Consider the following 21710-nt stretch of genomic DNA (forward strand, 5'->3'; position numbering starts at 1 on the left):
AGCAGAACGTTTAGTTTCTGCTTTTTTATTTATAAGTAAGACAAAACAAATTCACGTAAATTCATTTTATTAAATTTGTTCACAACCATTACTTATTAGTTTGAAACTATTTTTAAAATCAGATTATAACAAGATGCTTCAAGCTATTGTAACAGAAAAACTTAATGCGTTAAACGTATCTTATAGTTTTTCTAACACCAATGAAATTACAATTACAGACGCACTTGCTGATGTAGACCTAAACGATATCTCCGCAGTCTTAAAACCCTATGGAATATCAATTAAAAGTAATGAGAGTCTAGATTTGGTTTATAGAATAAAAGCAACAATAGATAATTTTCTAGAAAGTAACGATGTGTTACGCTATAATACATCAGACTATTTAGCAGAAAAATTAAATTATTCTTATAAGCATTTATCAACTTCTTTTACCGAGGCTACACATGCATCAATTGAGAGCTATGTTATTTTACGTAAAGTAGATATAGTTAAAGATTTACTTATTAATTCTCAGTTGACACTTACAGAAATTGCTTTCAAACTAAATTATAGCAGTGTTGCACATTTGTCGAGACAATTTAAAAAAACAACAGGCTTAACACCTTCCGCATTTCAAAGAATTATGAGTCATAGAAAAAAGCTTAGTTAATATAAAAAAGACGATTTATGCTCAACGTATTTTTAGTAGATGACGATGAAGACGATCGTTTGTTTTTTCAAGAAGCCATTGAAGAAGTAAATGTAGATGTCACCTTATCTCTTTATAATAATGGGCAAGACGTTATGGATTATCTTTATAAAAGTGATAGCACATTACCAGAATTGATTTTTTTAGATTTAAATATGCCAATAAAAAACGGAATGGAATGTTTAAGGGAAATCAAAACCAATCCAAGATTAAAAAATATTATCGTAGCCATCTACTCTACCTCATCGTCTGAAGAAGACATTGAGCGTACATTTATAAATGGTGCAAATATCTACATTAACAAACCCACTAATTTTGCCGCTTTAAAAAATGCAATAGCAAAAGTGGTAAAATTAAATTGGCAATACCATACTTCTAACCTTAATCGCGAGACTTTTTTATACCGAATATAATATGAGAAATAAACGTTATTTATTTGGTGGCAGTAACAACGTAAAGATATCTCTAATTATATCTTTAGTAGTATTAGTATTTTTATTTCTTTTTGTCTTATCTCAGATTTTGAAACTTCAAAATTCTGGAAATGAGATTGTAACCAATCTCAACGAAACTAAAAAAATTAATAAGCTACTATCAAATCTGTTTTTGGTTGAAGAAAAATTTGACGACAATAATCTAAATACTAAATATTTAGATTCTATAAAAGACGAAAACAATCGAATATTCAATGGATTAGAATCTGACAAATCGCAATTAGTTAATTACAAAAAAAATCAAGAGGAGTTTTTCAACGTCATGGAGTATAACCTATTTGATAAAGATAGTTTAAACTCGACATTAGCATTACCGTTAGCCAAACGCACAAAGCAAATAAAAAAGGAGTTATTAGATTGGTATAGTCAAGAGGTAGAAAAAAGTACTCAACGCTTTAGTGAAGATAATTCGTTTTTTGCTCAAATATTTATTGCCTCAACTATCATCGGCTTTATTATTTTAGGATTGGCGCTATTAAAAATTGTAGAGGCAAGAATTACAATTATCGAAAAATCTAGTATCCTGGATTCAATTTTAGAAAACACTAATGATATTGCCAATTTCTACGAACCCATTTACGATGCCAACAATACTATTGAGGATTTTGAAATAACATATGCAAGTAAAACCAATGCTTCATTAACACATCTACCTTACGAAAAACTCGTAGGAGAACGTGCCACCGTCGCATACCCTTTTTTAAAAACATCTGCAATTTTTAGCCAATTGGTTTCTGCATTTAATAGTCAACAATATTTCGAAAAAACAATTGAAGCGCCAATAAATGGTAAAACACATTATTATAAGGCAAGATATGTTCCTGTAAAAAATGGTATACAAGTGATGATTACAGAACTGACAAGCCTTTTTACAAAACAGCATCAACTCGAAGAAATAAATAGTGAATTATCATTAACCAATAGAATTTTTCACGAGGCTGAAGAAGTTGCTCAACTCGGTAGCTTTGTATGGTACATGCAAGAAGACATAACTATTATGTCGGATAATATTTATAGAATTCTTGGCTATAAACCGCAAGAGTTTCCAATGTCAGCAGCTAAATTTCGAGAATTTACGCATCCAGAAGATTTAGAAATGTACGATGCTAGTTTAAATAACGCCTATAAAAAAGACAAACCTATAGAAATTTTATTTAGAGTAATTACAAAGGGTAAAAGCGTTAAGCATATTTTCTCTAAATGTGATTTTAGTGAACGTGATGGTGAGATAATTATGGTAGGTGTTTTACAAGATGTAAGTAATAGAATTGAAAATGAATTACAGCTTAAACAGCAAAATGCAGAACTAAAAAGACGTAACTCAGAGCTAGACTCCTTTAATAGAGTTGCCAGTCATGATTTACAAGAGCCGCTTCGTAAAATACAAATGTTTATATCTCGTATCAACGACTCTAATGATAATACTTTTGACAAACGAAGTTTAGTATTTTTTAATAAAATTGAAAGTGCAGCAACGCGCATGCGAGTACTTATTGACAATCTGCTTGCTTTCTCAAGAATTGACAATAAAGAGCATGAATTTGAAAATGTAGACTTAAAAGAAATTTTTGATAATGTCTTAGAAACTTTTGCAGAGTCAACGTCAGAATCAGATACCGATATTGATATTCAAATCAATAAAAACGATTTGCCAACTATTTTTGCCATCCCATTTTTAATAGAACAGCTATTTACAAATATTATAGGAAATGCCATTAAATACAGAGCTTTAGATAGAAAAACAATAATTAAAATTGAATGCTCAAAAATAAAGGCGCAAAACATTTCTGAAGATTTTGAAAAAAATCATAAAAGTTATTATCAGTTTAAAATTATAGATAACGGAATTGGTTTTGACCAAAAAGAAAGCAAAAAGATATTTACGCTTTTCCACAGACTACATTCTAAAAGTGATTATAAAGGAACAGGCCTTGGTTTAGCCATTTGCGAAAAAATTGTGTCTAAACATAATGGCCATATTTCTGCTAAAGGCGTAAAAAACGAAGGTGCAGAATTTGTAATTTATTTTCCTACAATTTAATTATCATTAATATTCCCCTAATTATTAAGTGTTTAGACAGTTAGTAAAATTTTCTAATTTCCTCATTTTAACAAATTGTTTAGAGTTTTTGTAAAATTATGCAACAAAATAAGAAAATTGTGTAACAGAAAATGAGCTGTTTGGTTGCAACTTTGTGATATCAAATTAACAAATAAATCAGCCACATTATGAAAACTATACAAATTACAGCTCCAAACTTAGAAGAAACCTTTAACCAACTACAAAATATTTTTGCAGCAGAGTACAGTGTAGATTTTAAAGAACATACCTTAAAATTCGATTCAGATTTAGGATATGGTACTATCAAAGGCATGAAACTTAAAGGTGCAATATCATTTATTCAGTTTAATGTGACCTTTGCAACTGACGTAAAATTAGTTTTCACGACTCCAAAACAAACATTAGTGAATTTTGCATACTGTTCAGAGGGTAAAATTGAGCACTCTTTTAATAATAGAGAAAATCGCACAGAGCTAGAAACATTTCAAACTGGTATACTTTCAAATATAAATGAAGAGACAAATTGTTTATATTTTTCAAGAGAGCTGACAACTACTGCATCTATAATTGGTGTAAATACAGCTTCTGACACTAATGATATTAACATGATTAATGAACAATTGAGACAATTGTTTATTACTGACAGAACGGAAGATTTAGCTTACGTAAGTTCTTACAATCTTAAAATTGCAGAAAAAATAAAACAACTAAAAGCAATAAAACAAGAAGGTGTTGTGCGTACACTTTTAGTAGAAGGTTTAGTACACGTAATACTAGCTTTAGAAATTGAGCAGCACAGCATAGATAAAGTAAAAAGAAACCAAAATACTGGCTCATTAACAAGCAAAGAAATGTCAGCTGTAAAAGATTTATCGGAATATATCAACAACTTCCCAGAAACAAACTTAACAGTTACAGAACTTGCACATAAAATTGGTTTAACACCATCAAAACTTCAAGAAGGGTTTAAACTAATGCATAGCAGAACAGTTAACGATTATATCAGAGACGTGCGCGTCACAAAATCTGAAGAATTAATTAAAACTACGGATATGAACATTTCTCAAATCTTATACACATTAGGATTTTCTAGTAGAAGTTATTTCTCTAAGATTTTTAAAGAAAAATATAACTGTTCACCAAGTCAGTATAAAGCTCAAAATAAGTTAGCTGCCACAGCATAGTATATTAAATTTACGTATAGTAAGTTAGTTTAGTTAGTAGGAAAGCCCATAACATTAAGTTATGGGCTTTCTCTTAAGTGTATTATAATATTTTAAAATTATAATACAATAGCTATTAATCTTGGGGGAATAGATTAGCTATTACTTTCTTAGAATTTCTTCTAATTGTATGTTTAATAAACTGTAGACCTGGCATTCTAAATCTTTCATTCGTGGCTTTCCAACCATTTTGGAGTCGATAAGTTTACTGTCTGATTTTACTGAAATATTTTTTGGAGCCGTGATTCTTAAAGATTTAGAATTTTCAAATGAATTTTTAAATCTCTCTTGCAATCCCTTGGAATTTAAATATGAAAAATCAAACAATTTGGTAAAACTAAATTCAATTTGCGTATTAGCTGGCCAAGTTAGAATTTCGTATTCTTTTATGTCAGAATTGTAGATAAACTGTTGCGTTTCGTTTTCTTTGAGTTTATAAACTGCTTCGTTAAACTCTATACTTAATTTTCCTTTATTTAAATAAATAAGATTTAGTACGGGTAATTTGGTATTCAAAAATTTAAACTTCAATTCTTGATGCATCACTCCTGTAAAATAAAGACTTAAAATATCTCTATCTAACTTAAGTATTTTAAATTTTCCTTGACCCAAGTCATTATCAAATACCAAATCGGTTTCAATATCTTCAGAAATCACTAAAGGTTTAAAGATATCCTTCAGCTTCTTGATTAAAAACCCACCTTGGGTTTCATCAATAATAATATCAGTCATCTTTTGTTATTAATTTCCAGCAAAATTAATGATGAAATGCACCTTGGATTAGTGCTTTAAGCGACGAAAATCAATCCACTAACGCTAAAGAACAATCTAAAAAATCCATTTTTAGATATTTTTAGCTTCCTTTGTTTTACGTTTATGCTCTGTTGGTGAAACACCGTAGTACAACTTAAAGAGTTTTGTAAGGTGGTTTGGTGAGCTTAAACCAACTTTATATGCAATTTCAGAAATTGATAAATCCGTAGTTTCTACCAACATTCTGGCATGATGCGCTCTAAAATTTCTTACATAAGTATTTACAGTACAATTATAAAATTGTTTAAATGCAGACTGAAGCGTTTTTTCATTAATATCAATTTGTTTGGCTAAATCTTTTACCGTCGTATAATCTTCAATATTATTCTCTATAAAATCTATAGCTTGAGATAATTTTAATCTCGATTTAGAAGCAAGAGTTGTTGAGACTTCTGGCGATTTCTGATTTACCAAATACTGCTTTAATTGTAGCATCATTAACTGATATGTTTGACCTTCAACAATGATGGATTCTATGAAATCTTTTCCTGTATTAGTCAAAATATCATCTATAATTTTTAACGACTCTTGGTTGTAAAAATTTTTGTAGAAGAACTCTTGTATTCCATTAACATCTCTAAATATTTTGGATAAATTTCTGTGCATCGACGGAATAAAATCTTCAATTTTATTTTCAAATAACTTTCTGTTTATTTGAATGCTTAACATCGTAACATCCTTATTTCTTGAAATTTTAAAGTAATGATTATTATCTGGAGTACTTGCAATGATGACACACTCAAACTTGTTAATTTTAGTCTCCTTATTTGTGTTTTTAAAAGCGTGTTTTATACTTCCATTCTTTAAAAGAATAATTTTTAATGGGTGAACTATACCGTCATTATATACAAGCTCAAAACTATTTTTTAGATTTAAATGTATAGACATTATCGAAATGCCTTGAGAAAAAGACATTAAACGAATTTCACCTTTACCATGATTTTCAGGTATTTCTAAAACGCATTCATTAAGATTTTGTTTAATCTTAGCGTTTAAAGCTTTTGCCATTGAATTAAGAATACTTCCTGGCTCTTCGTCATTAATTTTAGAATGTAATGGCATAACTTCTCGTATAAAAAAACATAGTGAAGATATACTATTTTAAGATATGAAGAGTGAATATTTTATGTATAAGTGTTAAACAAAATAAAAATATAAAAGCATTTACGCCATCTAATGTTTAACACTCAAAGCATTTTAAGCTCGAGCCTGGAGTATCTTTTAACAAAGATCCTTTCAATGACTCATTTAAAAGAGGTTGTTTGTCTAATGTTTTTTTAAAATTTATTGCAATATTGACTAAGCGATCTCGCCGCGTTTTTATTGTAGCAATGATAGTTCTTGCATCTAGATTATATAAAGACTCATTCCAAGTTTTAAAAGCGTTTTCTAAAACATCATCTGTAAGATGTTTTTTAATGTACTTTGCTTCTTCTAGAAACATCTCCAATGATGTATTCTGTAAAAAGTAAACATCAAAATCATAAACTAAACCTTCCATATCAATATCTGAATGAAATGATTGTAAATGTGGCGTAATTTCTTCAGACGAAATAATTGTTGGTATCAATCCTTGGACGTTAAAAAAAGCATTGTCTCTATCCATTGGAAACGGAATTGCGTTATAGCTACTATCTTGTTTTTGCATAAGCCAACCCCATTGTTTAGCGTGTCTATCCCAATCTCCAATAACAATATCAAAAAGACGCGACTTTACAAGCTGTCTTTTATCGATATCAATTTTTAAATCGCCAGTTGCTTTAAGCTCTTGCAAATTATCATTATCTGTAACAAATTCTATGTTGGGATAATTAGACCAATTAATAGTGCCCTTGTTTTCGTATTCTAGTAAATATAGTTTATTACCAAACTCAGAATTATATGTGTTACCTAAGATTTTCTGCTTCGGAAGAAAAACAAGTTGAGGATTTGTATGTATTACGCCAACTGCATCAGCTAATTTAGCTACAGGTAATGCAGCGTAAGGATGTTGTGCAGAAACACCATCCTTTACTATGTTATCTAGTTTTAATTTTCTTAAAGTTTCAGGAACTAAAGCATCTGGATTTTTGTTTACGCTTCTCAAAGTAAGCATAAGTCCATTATTGCTTAGTAATTTTAAAGATTGTGTTTGTTTTCCACCACCAATTTTTTCAATTTCTACACCTCCGTAAAGTGTATCTAAAAATAAAATAGGAACTTCGACAACCGTTTGCCAAGCCTTTCTATAGTTTTCGCCTTGAAGTAAATCTTTTAAAGCATCACTTTGATAAGCATCGCTTGCCTTAATTTTTACGAATTGAAAATCTTTAAAATTTATATTTTCTAAATCAGATATATTCTGAATTTCGCAAACGTTCTGGTCAGTATTTTCAGTAGCTAATTTTGCATATACGAGAACAATAATTACACCTATCAATATCAGAAAACTGTATAATATGTTCTTTAAATTCATTCAAAATTAATTAATCATTAACCATAAATGCATGTATAACTCCTGGTAACCATGCTAATAAGGTAAGAATAACGTTTACTAAAAATGTACCTCCAAATCCATGTTTTAGACCTACAGATAAAGGTGGAAATACAATATTTAAAATTATAGTTAGTATAGACATAATTACTTTTTTTTACAAAAGTAACCTAGAGTCTATGTTGATTTTAATGGCATTAAACAATTCATTAACCCATTAGCTAAAGCGTAATTGTGTCTCTATAAATAAATGATAGTGTAAAGGCTACAATAGACAATACTATGCCTGCCATAAATACGTAATACGTATAGCGCAGTAGTTTATATTTTGTACTTAAAACTGCACCTAAAAAGTACAAATCCTTGGTCAATACATTGTATACATCTTCTCTACTCTCTATTAAATGTTTAAAAGCATTTTGGTACTTCTCTAGCTCCATTTGATGAAAATTACCAAAAAATGCCAAATTTACTTTTCTGTCCTCTAAATCTTGTTGAGAAAAATTAGCCTCGGTAATATTTGGTTGTGTTGCTTTTATAGACATTATCATAGAAACAACCGAGCAAACTAAAAACACAATAGTTGGCAAAATCATAAATCTATTTTCGGGCTGGTTAAGTTTTGATATTAAATTAGCTAAAACCAATGAAATAATAATTGCATTTACAGAAAGTAAAATATTAGCCTTTGTGTCTGCAATATCACTTAGTTTTATATGGTTTCTGAGCGCAACTCTATATAAGGTTTGTATACCTCGTTCCGGACTTTCGTTTTTAAATTTTTGCTTATACTTTGCCTTAAGTTTTTCTTTATTTCCAGTGGCCACAAGTTTATCTTGGTCTTTTAAAAGACTTGCAAGATTTTTTCGTTTTCTACTTTCCCATTCTAATTTTGCAAATTTAGAATAGTATGCATGCTTTGTAAAACTATCAATTTGCATGTCTGTCCAATTCTCTTGCGAGAGCGTTTCACCACTTACAGCAGAAATCTCATTTTTTAAAAGCAAACTGTTTTTGCTGTAGCTTTTTTTTCCGTAATCAGAATAATAAATATCAGAGGTAATTTCTTCTAATTGATTTTCGGGAGAATTATAACAAATCGCTTTAATACAGTCTTTTGCCTTATCTATAGTAGCGACGTCTATTTCTTCAATTTTAGAAAAATCATCAAGCGATTGAGCACTTCCTTCAAACGGATTCTCATAATTAGTAACGTAACCCGTATTACTAAATAGTAATGCTAACTTTACTACAGCACTATCTTTTGGCGAAAAATTTTCAGCTTCAAAAACACTATTAGCACGTTTTAAAAGGGTTAAAGTATGATGATAGTTGTGATACGTAAGATTTGTGACACCGCGAGATTTATAAAAATTCTCGACGTAATCGGCTGCTTTTTGAAATATGTCTAACATATCTGATTGATTTGATTTAATTCGCAATCTAATTTAAGTCTAAAAATCTAAATAATTCTATGGAATTTAATATTAACTGATTTCGCGAAAATAATTTAAAAATAATGTAAGGCATTATTCAATTTTCGACCTAAACCTTTATCTTGAAGCCTTATTTATAAATTAACATTATGTCTAAAACATATTACGACCCGTCAGATTTAAGAAAATTTGGAAAAATCACGGAATGGAGTGAAGAACTTGGCAATAAATTTTTTGAATATTACGGAAAAGTTTTTGAAGAAGGTGCACTTACCGCAAGAGAAAAATCACTTATTGCGTTAGCTGTTGCACACACCGAGCAATGCCCGTATTGCATCGATGCTTATACGAAAGATGGATTACAACGTGGCGTAACTAAAGAGGAAATGATGGAAGCCATACATGTAGGTGCAGCTATAAAAAGTGGTGCAACTTTAGTACATGGTGTGCAAATGATGAATAAGGTAAACAAACTGGATGGCTAGTTTTTACGTAAGTAAAATGTTAGCATTTTTTAAAGATAATTACATTACAATTTTTTAATGGGTAAACTTAAAATACAATCGCTACAAAAAAGACATAGCGATTTAGCAAATACAAACAAACAACTAGAAATTTTATCTAATGGCATTTTTGCCAATGGCGAGTTACCGACATTTAAATCTAAGATTTCAGAAACTAATCAATTTCCTTTAAAGGCAAAACCTTTAGAAATCTTACAAGTTAACGTTGGTTATATGTGCAACCAAGTTTGTGAGCATTGCCACGTAGATGCTGGTCCAGACCGTAAAGAAATTATGACGCGTGAGACCATGCAACAAATTTTAGATGTTCTAAAAAATACAGGTGCGCACACATTAGATTTGACTGGTGGTGCACCAGAAATGAATCCCCATTTTAGATGGTTTGTAGAGGAAGCATCCAAAATTGGAGTAAAAGATTTTATAGTTCGTTCTAACCTCACCATTATTAGAGCGAATAAAAAATATTACGATTTACCAGAATTCTTTAAAAAACACAATGTACACGTCGTCAGTTCTATGCCACATTGGACGCGTGGTAAAACTGACAAACAACGTGGCGAAGGCGTCTTTGATATGTCCATAAAAGCCTTACAAGAACTCAATGCCGTTGGTTATGGTATGCCAGGAAGCGACTTAAAACTCGACTTGGTTTACAATCCGTCTGGTGCTTTTTTACCTGGAGACCAAACATCGATGGAAAAAGATTTCAAAAACGCGTTAATGGAGGATTTCGGCATACAGTTCCACAATTTATTTGCCATTACCAATTTACCAATTGCACGATTTTTAGATTATCTCATTGCTTCAGAAAATTACGAAGACTATATGTACAGTTTGGTTGAAGCTTATAATCCGGCAGCTGTAGAAAACGTAATGTGCACTAATACATTATCCGTAAGTTGGGACGGTTATTTATTTGATTGTGATTTTAACCAAATGCTAGAATTACCAGTAAATAGTAAAGCGAAACATATTTCAGAATATAATGAAGAATTACTATCTGGTAGAAACATTGTTATTTCTCAACATTGCTATGGCTGTACCGCTGGCGCAGGAAGCAGTTGTCAAGGCGTTGTCGCTTAATTTAAATTTAAAAGATTATTTACCAACCAAAGCTTGAACCAAAAAACCGCCATACTCATATTTGCTAATTCGGCATTATCCGAAGCAAAATCCAAACCTTTTAAAGGTTCAGAAGCACTTTTTCAATCTTTAAACCAGCAAACGTTTAAGATTGCAAAAAACAGTGGATTGCCAGTAATTCATTTTTCAGAATCAGAGCAAATTGGACAAACGTTTGGTCAGCGGTTTACTTATGCTCTAAACACAGTTTACGCACAAGGCTATGAAAATGTAATTACTATTGGTAATGATACGCCTCATTTAAGTACAAAACATATCCTAAAAACCGTAAAATTATTAGAAGAAAATCCAATTGTTTTAGGGCCTTCTTCAGATGGCGGTTTTTACTTAATGGGATTAAATAAAGCGCAATTTAAAACCGAAACCTTTTTAAAATTACCTTGGCAAACTTCAGCTTTAAACAGAAGTATCAATCGGCTAGTCAAGAAACAAAATCTGACTATTACTTATTTGGAAAAATTAGTTGATGTAGATGAAGCGTCAGACATTAGCCTAATTTTTCAAGTTTCAAAACACATAAATAAAGGACTTAAAGCGCTTCTTAAACAAGCTTTATACACTATAAACACTTCATTTTTCTTTTCAAAAGACTTTTATAGTTATCTATTTAAGACTTCTGTTCTTAACAAAGGGTCACCCGTTTTAGCTTCATTTTAACGACTAACTCAAAGACCTATTTGGTCTTCATATCTCAATTTATCAATTTATTTAATGAAGCAAAAACTTATTTGCATAATGCTGTTTACGTTTGGAATCAGCCATGCACAAATTACAATTTCAGGAACAGTTAAGGATGCTGTAACCCAAGAAACTTTACCTTTTGTAAACGTTTTGACGACAGATAACAAAGGAACAATTACATCCGAAGATGGCATGTATTCCATCGATGTTTCTAAAACCACTGAAGCCTTAATCTTTTCATATGTTGGGTACAAAACCCAACGTATTGTTATTGGCGAAAATCGCACTATAGACGTCAACTTAGAAGAGGATGCTGGTGCTCTAGACGAAGTTGTTATTACCGCTTTAGGTCTTAAACGCGAATCTCGGGAACTTGGTTACGCCTTGCAAACTGTTTCTTCCAAAGAGCTAAACACAATCAAAACAGTCAACTTTTTAGACAATTTACAAGGAAAAGTGGCTGGTGTTACTGTAACACAAGGTGCTACTGGTGTTGGCTCATCTTCAAAAATTACAGTTCGTGGCGAAGCGTCGTTTTCTAACAACAATCCTTTGTTTGTAGTTGATGGCGTACCAATAAATAATGAAACTGTTTTCAATTTCACTAACGAAGCTGCCGCAGGATTCCAAGAAATCGATTTTGGAAATGGTGCTGCGGAAGTAAATCCAGACGACATTAAATCTGTTACAGTACTAAAAGGCCCAAGTGCTGCAGCACTTTACGGTACTCGTGCATCAAACGGTGTCATTGTTATTGAAACGAAAGATGGAAGCCAAAACAAAGGGTTTTCTTTTAGCATAAATTCTTCTGTTACTTTCGATTCGGCATTTCGTTTGCCAGATTTTCAAAATAATTTTGGCCAAGGTCAAGGCGGTGTTTTTGAGTATGTCGACGGACTTGGCGGTGGAATTAGTGACGGAATCACCTATTCTTGGGGTCCAAGATTAGACCAAGGGATTTTAATTCCTCAGTTTGACAGTCCTGTGATTTTACCAGATGGCACCATTGTAAGAGGTGGCGACACTTCACTTTACAGCGGATTAGATATTACGCCAACCGAATTTCGTTCTAACCCAGATAATCTCAAAAATTTCTACGAAACTGGTATCACTACTATTAATAATATTGCTCTAAGTAATGGTTTTGAAAACGGAAATTACCGTTTGTCATTTACTGATTTACGAAGCGAATCTATTATACCTGGCGTTAATCTAGACCGTCAGACTGTAGCGGCCAAATTAAATTTTAAACCTTCAGAAAAAACAGCATTTAACGCGTCTATAAATTATGTAAATTCAAATTCAGACAACAGACCATCTAATGGATATGGTAGTGAAAACGTTAATTATTCTCTAGTTGCTTGGGGTCCAAGATCATTAAATATTGATAATTTAAGAGACTATTGGCAACCTGGCTTAGAAGGCGTACAGCAATACTCATTTAATTATACCTTTTTTGATAATCCATATTTTATTTTGTTTGAAAACAGAAACTCTTTTGAGCGCGACCGTATCTTCGGAAATCTTTCTTTTAAACAAAACATTACAGATAATTTATCCATATCGCTCAGAAGCGGAATGGATTTTAGTTCCGAAAAAAGAGAATTACGACGCGCTTTTAGCAGTAACCGTTTTAGAAATGGTGGTTATGCTGAGCACGATGTTCGTTTTAGAGAAATTAATACAGATCTATTAGTCAACTACAAAAATACATTTGGCGACTTTTCTCTAGATGCTTTTTTGGGTGCAAATCGTTTAGACCAAACGGCGTCTACCAAACAGTCGCAAACAGTTAATTTAGCGCAACCTGGTATTTTTAGTTTAAACAATGCGGCATCACCAATTGAAGTATTTCAGTTTGAAAGTCAAAAACGAATTAATTCTGTTTACGGTATTGCAAAATTAGGATACAAAGACTTTTTATATCTCGACATTACAGGACGAAACGATTGGTCTAGTGCATTAGCAACACCGTTTTCAGTTGATGGTACATCGTTCTTCTATCCGTCAGCATCGGCAAGTTTTATACTTTCTAACGTTGTCGATTTACCTGAGGCTTTATCTTTTGCAAAATTAAGAGCAAGTGTAGCAGAAGTCGGTAACGACACTGGTGCTTACCAAACATCTGGTGCTTTTATTTCGCAAACCCCTTTTAATGGGCAACCAACGTTTAGTAATCAAAATTTTATCCCTAATGCTAATCTAAAACCAGAACGCACAACGTCTTACGAATTTGGTGCAGATTTACGCTTTTTTAGAGACCGGATTAATCTCGATGTAACGTATTACAATGCTACAACTAGAGACCAAATCATCTCTTTACCCATTGCAATTTCTTCAGGTTTTAACCAACAAGTAGTTAATGGCGGTGAAGTTAACACTCAAGGTCTTGAAGTTATTCTTGGACTTAAACCAATAAAATCTCAAGATTTTAATTGGCAATCAACGTTTAATTTTGCCACAAACAGGTCAACCATTCAAGATTTGCCACAAGAAGCTGGAAGACTAACTTTAGCCTTTAGCCGAATTTATGACAGTGCCAACCAAACCGTTTGGTTTCAGGTAGAAGAAGGCGGACGTATTGGCGATTTTTACGGAACTGGATATCAAAAAAATGAAAATGGCGAATTTCTTATTGATGATAATGGACGACTTATTGCCGATAACGATTTACAAAAACTAGGCAATTATAATCCAGACTTTACCTTAGGTTGGGCAAATAATTTTCAATACAAAAATTGGGATTTTAGTTTTTTATTCGATTGGCGTCAAGGAGGCGAAATCGTTTCACGAACTCGCGCGCTAGGTAATGTTGGCGGGCAATTAGCAGAAACCACTTTTAGACCAGAAGATGGTATTGTAGCACAAGGTGTCAACGTAAATACTGGCCAACCAAATACGGTCGCAGTAACAGCAGAAAGTTATTACCGTCAATTTTACGATAGAAATCATGAAGAAAACAACATTTATGATGCTTCTTTTTTAAAATTGAGACAAATGGCGATTGGTTACACCTTCAATATTAATGAAGGATTTTTAGGCCTTAAAAAGCCAACAGAATTACGATTATCAATCATAGGAAATAATCTTTTCGTATTTACAGAGAACCCACACTTTGACCCAGAACAAATTGCCGTACAAGGTAACGGATTTGTAAGCGGTGTTGAAGATATGAGTTACGCCACAAGCAGAAGTATCGGTTTTAAAGCTGGATTTAATTTTTAGAAATTATGAAAAACACATTATATATATTTTCCATTTTTATCTTATTGGTAACAACAAGTTGCACCAAAGATTTTGAAGAAATCAACACAAATCCAAATGCACCAAGTAGTGTACAACCAAGTTTATTATTACGTCAGGTCATTTACGATTTTGGAGAAAACATGAGTTATGAAGGTTTTGTTGCGGGTGATTTGTTATCCCAACACAGAACCGCGTTAGATTTTAATTTATTTGACAGACATGCATTAAAGTCACCACAATTAGGCGGAAATCCATGGCCGATTTTTTATATGAATTTAAGAGACAACGAAATTATTTTGAAGCAAAGTTTAACTGTTGAAACCTTTGCTGTTTATGAAGGTCCAGCCCGAATTTTGAAAGCCTACATGGCAGCAGGTCTTACAGATTTGTTTGGTGATGTGCCGTATTTTGAAGCTTTTAACGGAACAGAAGGCTTTGTAACTCCAGCTTACGATTTGCAAGAAGATATTTATTTAGAATCTGAAGGCATTTTAGACCAACTCGAAAAAGGGATTGCTGCTATAGAAAACTATAATGATGTGATTCCGTTAGAAGGCGACATCTTATTTGATGGAAATTTAGATGCTTGGGTAAGATTTGCCAATTCACTACGTATTAAACATCTCATTCGTATTTCAGATAAAGTTGATGTATCCGCAGATTTGCAGTCCATTTTTAGTTCAGGAAATTATATTCAAACAAATAGCCAAAATGCAGTTTTCAATTTTACAAATACAGACCCTAATAGCTTTAGATTGGCACAATTACGTGTTGGCGATTTTAATAATTTTGTATTGTCTGAAACAATGGAAGATATCTTAAAAGACTTAAACGATACTAGATTACGTCGTTTGTTTCGTCCTTTTTCCAATTCAAATTCTGGAGAATTTGAGGGACTACTTAATGGTATTGATGCGTCTTCAACTCCAGCAATTCTCGGAGATTTATCTTTAGCAAGTACTGCTTTTAGAGAAGACACTTCTTCATTAGATGCTAATTTTATCACCGCTTGGGAAGTTCATTTTGCTTTAGCAGAAGCCGCTCAAAGAGGATTAATTTCAGCAGATGCAGAAACGCTTTATAATGAAGGTGTTGTTTTAGCTTTTGATTACTGGCAAACTGAATTACCTGCGAATTACTTGATAGGTCCAGCAGCCTTTAATGCGCCAAACACAAGTCCATTAGAGCAAATTATTACTCAAAAATGGATTGCTAATATTATTAATGGTTATGAAGGTTGGATTGAATATCGCCGTACAGGTTTCCCTGAATTACGAACAGTTTCAGCAAGTTTAAACAACAATTTAATTCCTGTACGTATGCCATATCCAGCGGAAGAAGAAGCTTTAAATGCTGAAAATTATAATGTGGCGGCGCAAGCCACAAATAATAACAGTATAAATGTTCCTGTTTGGTGGGACGAATAAAAAAAGCCTCCTTTAATTCCTCCGAAGGAGAAAGACACTCTTGTGTAAAAGTTATGAAATCGTTGAGCAATCTTTATGGAAAAATGAATAAATAAAATCTGCGGAAAAAAATAAAATGAAAACACTACCGATATTAATAGCATCTCTTCAAGATACTGTTTCAACCGAAACCGTTTCGTGGATACAATGGGCATTAATCATTGGGTCTAGTTTAGTATTGTTTTTTATTTCGCCATTAGCAAAAACAACCGACCAATTTTTTAAAGCAGTTTCAAACAAAAAAGCACCAAACACATTGGTGCTAACAGGCAGTCTCATTATCTCTTGGATATTTGCAAAAAGCATTACAAACGCTGCAAACCTTGGACTCGATTTTGGAATAGTTGGTGGTATTGCTTATGCTGGTTACTACTTGTCTTTTGCCGTTGCTGGAGTCATTATCTATCAACTTCGAGTAAAAGGTGGATTTAAAAGTATTCATCAATTTTTGAATACACGATTTGGTAAAAAAGCCGTTGCTATTTTTTCAATTTTAATTGCCTTCAGACTTTTTAACGAAGTTTGGAGTAACACCATGGTAATAGGAAGTTATTTTGGTGAAATGGGCAGCAGTAATTATTATGTTGCTATTTTATTATTTACCGTTTTAACGCTAGCCTACGCCATCAAAGGCGGACTTAGTAGTTCTATTTTTACGGACGTAATTCAAATGATTTTATTTTCGGTGTTGTTGATTGTTATTCTTTCTCAAATTTATGGTGTTGAGAGCTTTTCAGTTTCAGAGAGTTTAAACACAGGCACATGGAGTTTTGAGCTTGGATTAAATCTGTTTTTTGCAGCCATAATTCAATCTTTTAGTTATCCCTTTCACGACCCAGTTTTAACAGACCGTGGATTTATAAGCTCACCAAAGGTAACTCGTCGAAGTTTTTTATGGGCAAGTCTTTTGGGAGCGCTTTGTATTATTTTATTTAGTCTTATTGGGGTTTACGCTAAGTCGCAAGGTCTTAAAGGACAAGCTGCGGTTGAAGTCGGTAAAGCCTTTGGTATCCTTTTGTTATTAATTATAAATTTTATTATGATAACCTCAGCTGCCTCAACACTTGACTCTACCTTTTCTTCATTTTCAAAATTATTATCGGTTGATCTAGGATTAGGAAATAGTGTTAGTTTTGGGCGTTGGTCAATGGCGGTATTAGCTGTCTTGGGTACAATCCCAGTGTTTTTAAATGCCGAAATTTTATCAGCAACAACCATTTCTGGCACTATGGTTATTGGTTTAACTCCAATTTTTATACTTTGGAAAATTAAAGCACCTAAAATTAGTTTTTACCTAAGTATTGGTTTCGGCTTATTTGTTGGCATACTTTTGGTTTTAAATCTGTTTCCAAAATCATTAATTTTTACAACTGGAAGATATGCCGATTTACTATGGTCTAATGTTTTTGGCATTACAGGTTGTATCATTTTATACCTCATTCCTACATGGATAAAAAAATAGAACATCTCGGGTTATTGACAGGGAAAGTCTTATTATTTGGTGGTGCGTATAGCAATCTTCAAGCATTAGAAGCGCTTAAGCATGTGGCTGAAAAAGAAAATATTTTACCAAAAAATTGCTTAAGTACTGGTGATGTGGTTGGCTATTGTGCTCAACCCGAAGAAACTGTTCAATTATTAAAAATTTGGGGAGCAAAAAGTATTTTAGGTAATGTTGAAATTCAACTACGTGATGGCGCCGAAGATTGTGGTTGCGATTTTAGAGAAGGCTCTCGTTGCGATAACTTTTCGCAATTATGGTATCCTTATGCGCAAAGTAAATTATCTAATAATTCGCTAGAATATTTATCTAGTTTTCCAGACCATATTAGTTTTAATTATGCAAATAAAAAAATAACATTAGTACATGGCTCATTTTTTAATGTATCTGAATTTATTTTTAAGTCATCACCTTGGTCTGTAAAATCTGCAAACTTTTTAGAAACAAATAGTGATGTCATTATTGGCGGTCACTGCGGTTTACCATTTTATCATAAAAATGATAATAAACTTTGGTTAAATCCTGGTGTTATTGGCATGCCAGCAAATGATGGAAACCCAAGCGTTTGGTATGCTATTTTAGATGATTCTGATAAAAACTTCACCTTTAAACATCAGAATTTGGACTATAATTACAAGCTTGCAAGTAAATTGATGCAAAATGGATTATTACCAGAAGAATATGCCCGAACTATACAAACTGGTATTTGGGATAACACAGAAATTTTACCGCCAGTAGAATCGGGCTTACAAGGTTTTGGAATAACATTATAAATATGAAAAAGCTTCTAATTTTTATATTCGTTTTAACTACTACATTATCATTTTCTCAAGAATCATTAGATAACTTACTGAATCGGTTTAATGATAAATCTGTGCCTTATGTCAATGTTAATGAATTGGCAATGCCGAAAAGCAACCCAATAATTTTAGACACACGTGAACCGATTGAATACGAAGTAAGTCATCTCAAAGATGCTATTTGCGTGGGTTATGATAAATTCGATTTAAAAAAAGTTACTGAAACTATTCCAGATAAAGACCAACCAATTGTAGTGTATTGCTCGCTTGGTATTCGTTCTGAAACCATTGGAAAAAAACTTCAAAAAGCTGGCTATAACAACGTTTATAATTTATACGGTGGCATTTTTGAATGGAAAAACAAAGGTTTCGAGGTCTATAATTCCAAAGAACAACAAACAGATAGCATCCATACGTTTTCAAAAACTTGGAGCAAATGGCTAAGAAAAGGGATTAAAGTTGCTAATTAACGTTTTGTATAAACAAATTCTTTAAACCCTAAATGTTTTAATAAACTACCATCTTTATAAAAAAGATCTACATCGATTTTTAAATTATGTTTTCCTATTGGTAAATTATTACTTAGTAATTCGTAAGGAAGAAAAAGCTTTGTGTCATTGTAAACGGTAGATTCGTATTTTGGGTTTAATGATTTCCTAATTTCTAGTTGTCCTGAAATATTTTCATATCCAAATTGGGTAGTCTTAATAAATTTATCGCCCTCCATAATTCTTATGGTTAAATAACAACTGTTATCTTTTAAACCATAAATAAAAAACTTATTGTGTATTCTTATGCCAAATTTGTTATCAGCATCGTAAACATCATTTTCAAGCCAAGTCTTTTCATATTTTGCTGAAACTTTAGAATCACCATCACTTGCAGTCAAGGTATTAATAGTACTATTGCCTTTTTTTACTTTAATGTCGTAAAAGTTCCAACAGCTTGTTTTGCTGCTACAATCGAGCTCCGTTAAAGAGTAAATATCTTCAATATTTTTTAATTGATTAAAATACAAGCTAACAGTCTTAGTTTGGTTTGCCTTAAGGTTAATAGTTCCAAAACCTGAGGCTAAAACACCATTCCAACCTTCTTGAGTTTTTAAAGCGTAACGATTTCCTCTTTTGTCTGATAAAACAAAAGGTGATGTTCCGCTTGGCGAATGCAATGTTGCAGAAATTGCTGTCTTAGGAGTAAACTTTAGCTTAACTACGGTCTCATTTAATTTAGAAAGGTTGTAAATGTCTATAATTTTTACGTAGTCAGAGTAACCATTTCCAACAGTAACAATATTAACTTGTGAAAATATTATTTGAGTCGAAACTAATAGAAATAGTGAGATAATGTTTTTCATAACTAATACTTTATGGTTTTAAAGTAATTTTTTTTTCTTAAAGCACCTATAGGAATAGATAAAAAGCCAACTTAATAGATGTTTGAATTCACTAGAAAAAATATCTATGAAAATTTCTATATACTTTTGCCTCAAAATTTAAAATCATTCACTTTGACCAACGCTCTAATAATATTCACCCGAAACCCAGAATTAGGAAAATGCAAAACACGCTTAGCAAAATCTATAGGTGATGAAGAAGCCCTAAAAATCTACAAATATTTACTTCAACACACAGCAAATGTTGCTAAAAAAGTAGACGCAGAGCGTTTTGTGTTTTATTCTGAAGATATTATAAAAGATGATATTTGGGATGCTGAACATTTTAATAAATTGCTTCAAAACGGAAATGACTTGGGCGAACGCATGGAACACGCTTTTGAGACTTTATTTTTAAAAGATTTTAAAAAAATAATTATTGTTGGCAGTGACCTTTTAGACCTGAACAAAAACATTATAGAAAATGCTTTTGAAAAACTAAACGAAAACGATGCTGTTATTGGTCCAGCAGAAGATGGCGGTTATTATTTACTTGGGATGAAATCATTAAATAAAAACGCTTTTAGAAATAAAAATTGGGGCAACGATACAGTGTTAGAACAAACAAAAAAAGACTTTTTTAACAAAAGTTTGTATGTTTTAGAAACTTTAAACGACATAGACTTTGTAGAGGATTTAAAACCTTACGAAGCGTTTAAATATTTGTTCTAAACTAAGACCTCCTATTTTTAAGGTTTTTTCTTTATTGCATATTTAAAACTAAGCCTTTCTTTAAATAGAATTAAATTGAACAAACCTCAAGTCCGGTGTTTATCTGGTAAAAATTAAAACTGAGGGTAAACAAACTACGAAACGACTAATTATAGAATAATTATAATTTTAAAATTGCTTACAATCGTAGTTATAGATACATTTGATGCTATAATTACGATTTTTTATTATGATAAAATATATAACAGAAAGTACAGAATATTTACAAAGTAAGGGATTTGATAAACCAGAAGTTGGTATCATTCTCGGAACAGGTTTAGGACAATTACTCGACAAAGTTGAAGTGATTGCGGAAGCAAGTTATAATCATATTCCAAATTTTCCGACAGCAACTGTAGAGTTTCATAAAGGTAAACTCATTTACGGAATTTTAGGCGGAAAAAAAGTGGTTGTTATGCAAGGTCGCTTTCATGTTTATGAAGGTTATTCTTTACAAGATGTGACTTTTCCGGTTCGTATTATGGAAAAACTCGGCATAAAAACCCTTTTAGTTTCTAATGCAGCAGGCGCTATCAATCTTGACTTTAAAAAAGGCGAAATAATGCTTATTGACGACCACATTAATCTCCAAGGCGGTTCGCCATTAGCATTTAAAGGTGTTTCAAAACTAGGTGAACGTTTTATAGACATGAGCGCACCGTACAACCTTGAAATAAATCAAAAGATTAAAGATATTGCCAACAAAAACAGTATTAAATTACACGAAGGAGTTTACGCATCTGTTGTTGGACCTCAGCTCGAAACTCGTGCAGAATACCGCATGCTAAAAACTATTGGTGCTGATGCTGTAGGAATGAGTACAGTACCAGAAGTGATTGTAGCCAATCATCTTAATTTAAAAGTCGCTGCCGTGTCAGTTTTAACAGATGAGTGCGACCCAGATAATCTAAAACCTGTAGATATTGCTGAAATTATTGCCATGGCAGGAAAAGCCGAGCCAAATATGATTACGCTGTTTACAGAATTGATTAAAACGCTTTAAGCTAAAAAGCTTTC

Annotated in this window: 20 protein-coding genes and 1 pseudogene; 15 read left to right on the forward strand and 6 right to left on the reverse strand. The window is 32.2% G+C overall.

Annotation, left to right across the window (positions count from 1 at the left end; genetic code table 11):
• The first annotated feature begins 100 nt into the window (after positions 1-100).
• The 4 genes from ACFQ1Q_RS02890 to ACFQ1Q_RS02905 all read left to right on the forward strand — a co-directional run bounded on the left by ACFQ1Q_RS02890 (position 101) and on the right by ACFQ1Q_RS02905 (position 4428).
• Complete coding sequence (locus ACFQ1Q_RS02890) at positions 101-649, forward strand: helix-turn-helix domain-containing protein (protein WP_386127801.1); 549 nt, start codon at positions 101-103, stop codon at positions 647-649.
• Between the two features lie 17 nt (positions 650-666).
• Positions 667-1101 (forward strand): response regulator, encoded by a 435-nt coding sequence (locus tag ACFQ1Q_RS02895; RefSeq protein ID WP_386127803.1) that lies wholly within the window; start codon positions 667-669, stop codon positions 1099-1101.
• Between the two features lies 1 nt (position 1102).
• On the forward strand, positions 1103-3223 hold the full coding sequence (locus tag ACFQ1Q_RS02900) for a sensor histidine kinase (protein ID WP_386127805.1): 2121 nt from the start codon (positions 1103-1105) through the stop codon (positions 3221-3223).
• A 188-nt stretch (positions 3224-3411) separates the two neighbouring features.
• Positions 3412-4428: a helix-turn-helix domain-containing protein gene (locus ACFQ1Q_RS02905; RefSeq protein ID WP_386127807.1), complete on the forward strand. Its 1017-nt coding sequence runs from the start codon at positions 3412-3414 to the stop codon at positions 4426-4428.
• A 141-nt stretch (positions 4429-4569) separates the two neighbouring features.
• Here the strand turns inward: ACFQ1Q_RS02905 and ACFQ1Q_RS02910 are convergent, their stop codons facing one another.
• The 5 genes from ACFQ1Q_RS02910 to ACFQ1Q_RS02930 form a co-directional block, all read right to left on the reverse strand.
• Positions 4570-5199 carry a hypothetical protein gene (locus ACFQ1Q_RS02910; RefSeq protein ID WP_386127809.1) on the reverse strand — a complete coding sequence of 210 codons (630 nt, stop codon included), beginning with the start codon at positions 5197-5199 and terminating at the stop codon, positions 4570-4572.
• 111 nt (positions 5200-5310) lie between these two features.
• Positions 5311-6342, reverse strand: a complete 1032-nt coding sequence (locus tag ACFQ1Q_RS02915; protein ID WP_386127811.1) for a helix-turn-helix transcriptional regulator — start codon at positions 6340-6342, stop codon at positions 5311-5313.
• 118 nt (positions 6343-6460) lie between these two features.
• A complete protein-coding gene (locus tag ACFQ1Q_RS02920) occupies positions 6461-7735 on the reverse strand; it encodes a hypothetical protein (protein WP_386127813.1) in 1275 nt (424 codons plus the stop codon).
• Positions 7736-7745: 10 nt separating this feature from the next.
• Positions 7746-7898 carry a YqaE/Pmp3 family membrane protein gene (locus ACFQ1Q_RS02925; protein ID WP_386127815.1) on the reverse strand — a complete coding sequence of 51 codons (153 nt, stop codon included), beginning with the start codon at positions 7896-7898 and terminating at the stop codon, positions 7746-7748.
• A 76-nt stretch (positions 7899-7974) separates the two neighbouring features.
• On the reverse strand, positions 7975-9168 hold the full coding sequence (locus ACFQ1Q_RS02930; RefSeq protein ID WP_386127817.1) for a Pycsar system effector family protein: 1194 nt from the start codon (positions 9166-9168) through the stop codon (positions 7975-7977).
• 170 nt (positions 9169-9338) lie between these two features.
• On the opposite strand from ACFQ1Q_RS02930, the gene ACFQ1Q_RS02935 reads away from it, so the two are divergent.
• From ACFQ1Q_RS02935 to ACFQ1Q_RS02970, 8 genes are all read left to right on the forward strand, one after another.
• Positions 9339-9674, forward strand: a complete 336-nt coding sequence (locus ACFQ1Q_RS02935) for an arsenosugar biosynthesis-associated peroxidase-like protein (RefSeq protein WP_386127819.1) — start codon at positions 9339-9341, stop codon at positions 9672-9674.
• 57 nt (positions 9675-9731) lie between these two features.
• Positions 9732-10796: an arsenosugar biosynthesis radical SAM (seleno)protein ArsS gene (gene arsS / locus ACFQ1Q_RS02940; protein ID WP_386127821.1), complete on the forward strand. Its 1065-nt coding sequence runs from the start codon at positions 9732-9734 to the stop codon at positions 10794-10796.
• Between the two features lie 33 nt (positions 10797-10829).
• On the forward strand, positions 10830-11513 hold the full coding sequence (locus tag ACFQ1Q_RS02945; protein ID WP_386127823.1) for a TIGR04282 family arsenosugar biosynthesis glycosyltransferase: 684 nt from the start codon (positions 10830-10832) through the stop codon (positions 11511-11513).
• A gap of 54 nt (positions 11514-11567) precedes the next feature.
• Positions 11568-14762 (forward strand): SusC/RagA family TonB-linked outer membrane protein, encoded by a 3195-nt coding sequence (locus ACFQ1Q_RS02950; protein ID WP_386127825.1) that lies wholly within the window; start codon positions 11568-11570, stop codon positions 14760-14762.
• Between the two features lie 5 nt (positions 14763-14767).
• On the forward strand, positions 14768-16210 hold the full coding sequence (locus ACFQ1Q_RS02955; protein ID WP_386127827.1) for a SusD/RagB family nutrient-binding outer membrane lipoprotein: 1443 nt from the start codon (positions 14768-14770) through the stop codon (positions 16208-16210).
• A gap of 115 nt (positions 16211-16325) precedes the next feature.
• Positions 16326-17711, forward strand: a complete 1386-nt coding sequence (locus tag ACFQ1Q_RS02960; RefSeq protein ID WP_386127829.1) for a sodium:solute symporter family transporter — start codon at positions 16326-16328, stop codon at positions 17709-17711.
• The gene (locus ACFQ1Q_RS02965; protein WP_386127831.1) at positions 17696-18523 is read left to right on the forward strand and encodes a metallophosphoesterase family protein; all 828 of its coding nucleotides are present in this window, start codon (positions 17696-17698) and stop codon (positions 18521-18523) included. The genes ACFQ1Q_RS02960 and ACFQ1Q_RS02965 overlap by 16 nt, the downstream gene beginning before the upstream one ends.
• Before the next feature lie 2 nt (positions 18524-18525).
• Positions 18526-19020: a rhodanese-like domain-containing protein gene (locus ACFQ1Q_RS02970; RefSeq protein ID WP_386127833.1), complete on the forward strand. Its 495-nt coding sequence runs from the start codon at positions 18526-18528 to the stop codon at positions 19018-19020.
• On the opposite strand, the gene ACFQ1Q_RS02975 is transcribed toward ACFQ1Q_RS02970, so the two are convergent.
• A complete protein-coding gene (locus ACFQ1Q_RS02975; protein ID WP_386127835.1) occupies positions 19017-19904 on the reverse strand; it encodes a hypothetical protein in 888 nt (295 codons plus the stop codon). The two genes, ACFQ1Q_RS02970 and ACFQ1Q_RS02975, sit on opposite strands and share 4 nt — an antisense overlap.
• 153 nt (positions 19905-20057) lie before the next feature.
• Here ACFQ1Q_RS02975 and ACFQ1Q_RS02980 point away from each other — a divergent pair, with 153 nt between their 5' ends.
• From ACFQ1Q_RS02980 to ACFQ1Q_RS02990, 3 genes and pseudogenes are all read left to right on the forward strand, one after another.
• Positions 20058-20654, forward strand: coding sequence for a TIGR04282 family arsenosugar biosynthesis glycosyltransferase (locus tag ACFQ1Q_RS02980; protein WP_386127837.1), 597 nt, complete (start codon positions 20058-20060; stop codon positions 20652-20654).
• 91 nt (positions 20655-20745) lie between these two features.
• A pseudogene (locus ACFQ1Q_RS02985) lies at positions 20746-20814 on the forward strand (T9SS type A sorting domain-containing protein); the annotation flags it as partial.
• Positions 20815-20883: 69 nt separating this feature from the next.
• On the forward strand, positions 20884-21696 hold the full coding sequence (locus ACFQ1Q_RS02990; protein ID WP_386127839.1) for a purine-nucleoside phosphorylase: 813 nt from the start codon (positions 20884-20886) through the stop codon (positions 21694-21696).
• Positions 21697-21710 lie beyond the last annotated feature (14 nt).

This window comes from Winogradskyella litorisediminis (assembly GCF_042675765.1).
In the GTDB taxonomy this organism is placed as follows: Bacteria; Bacteroidota; Bacteroidia; order Flavobacteriales; family Flavobacteriaceae; genus Winogradskyella; species Winogradskyella litorisediminis.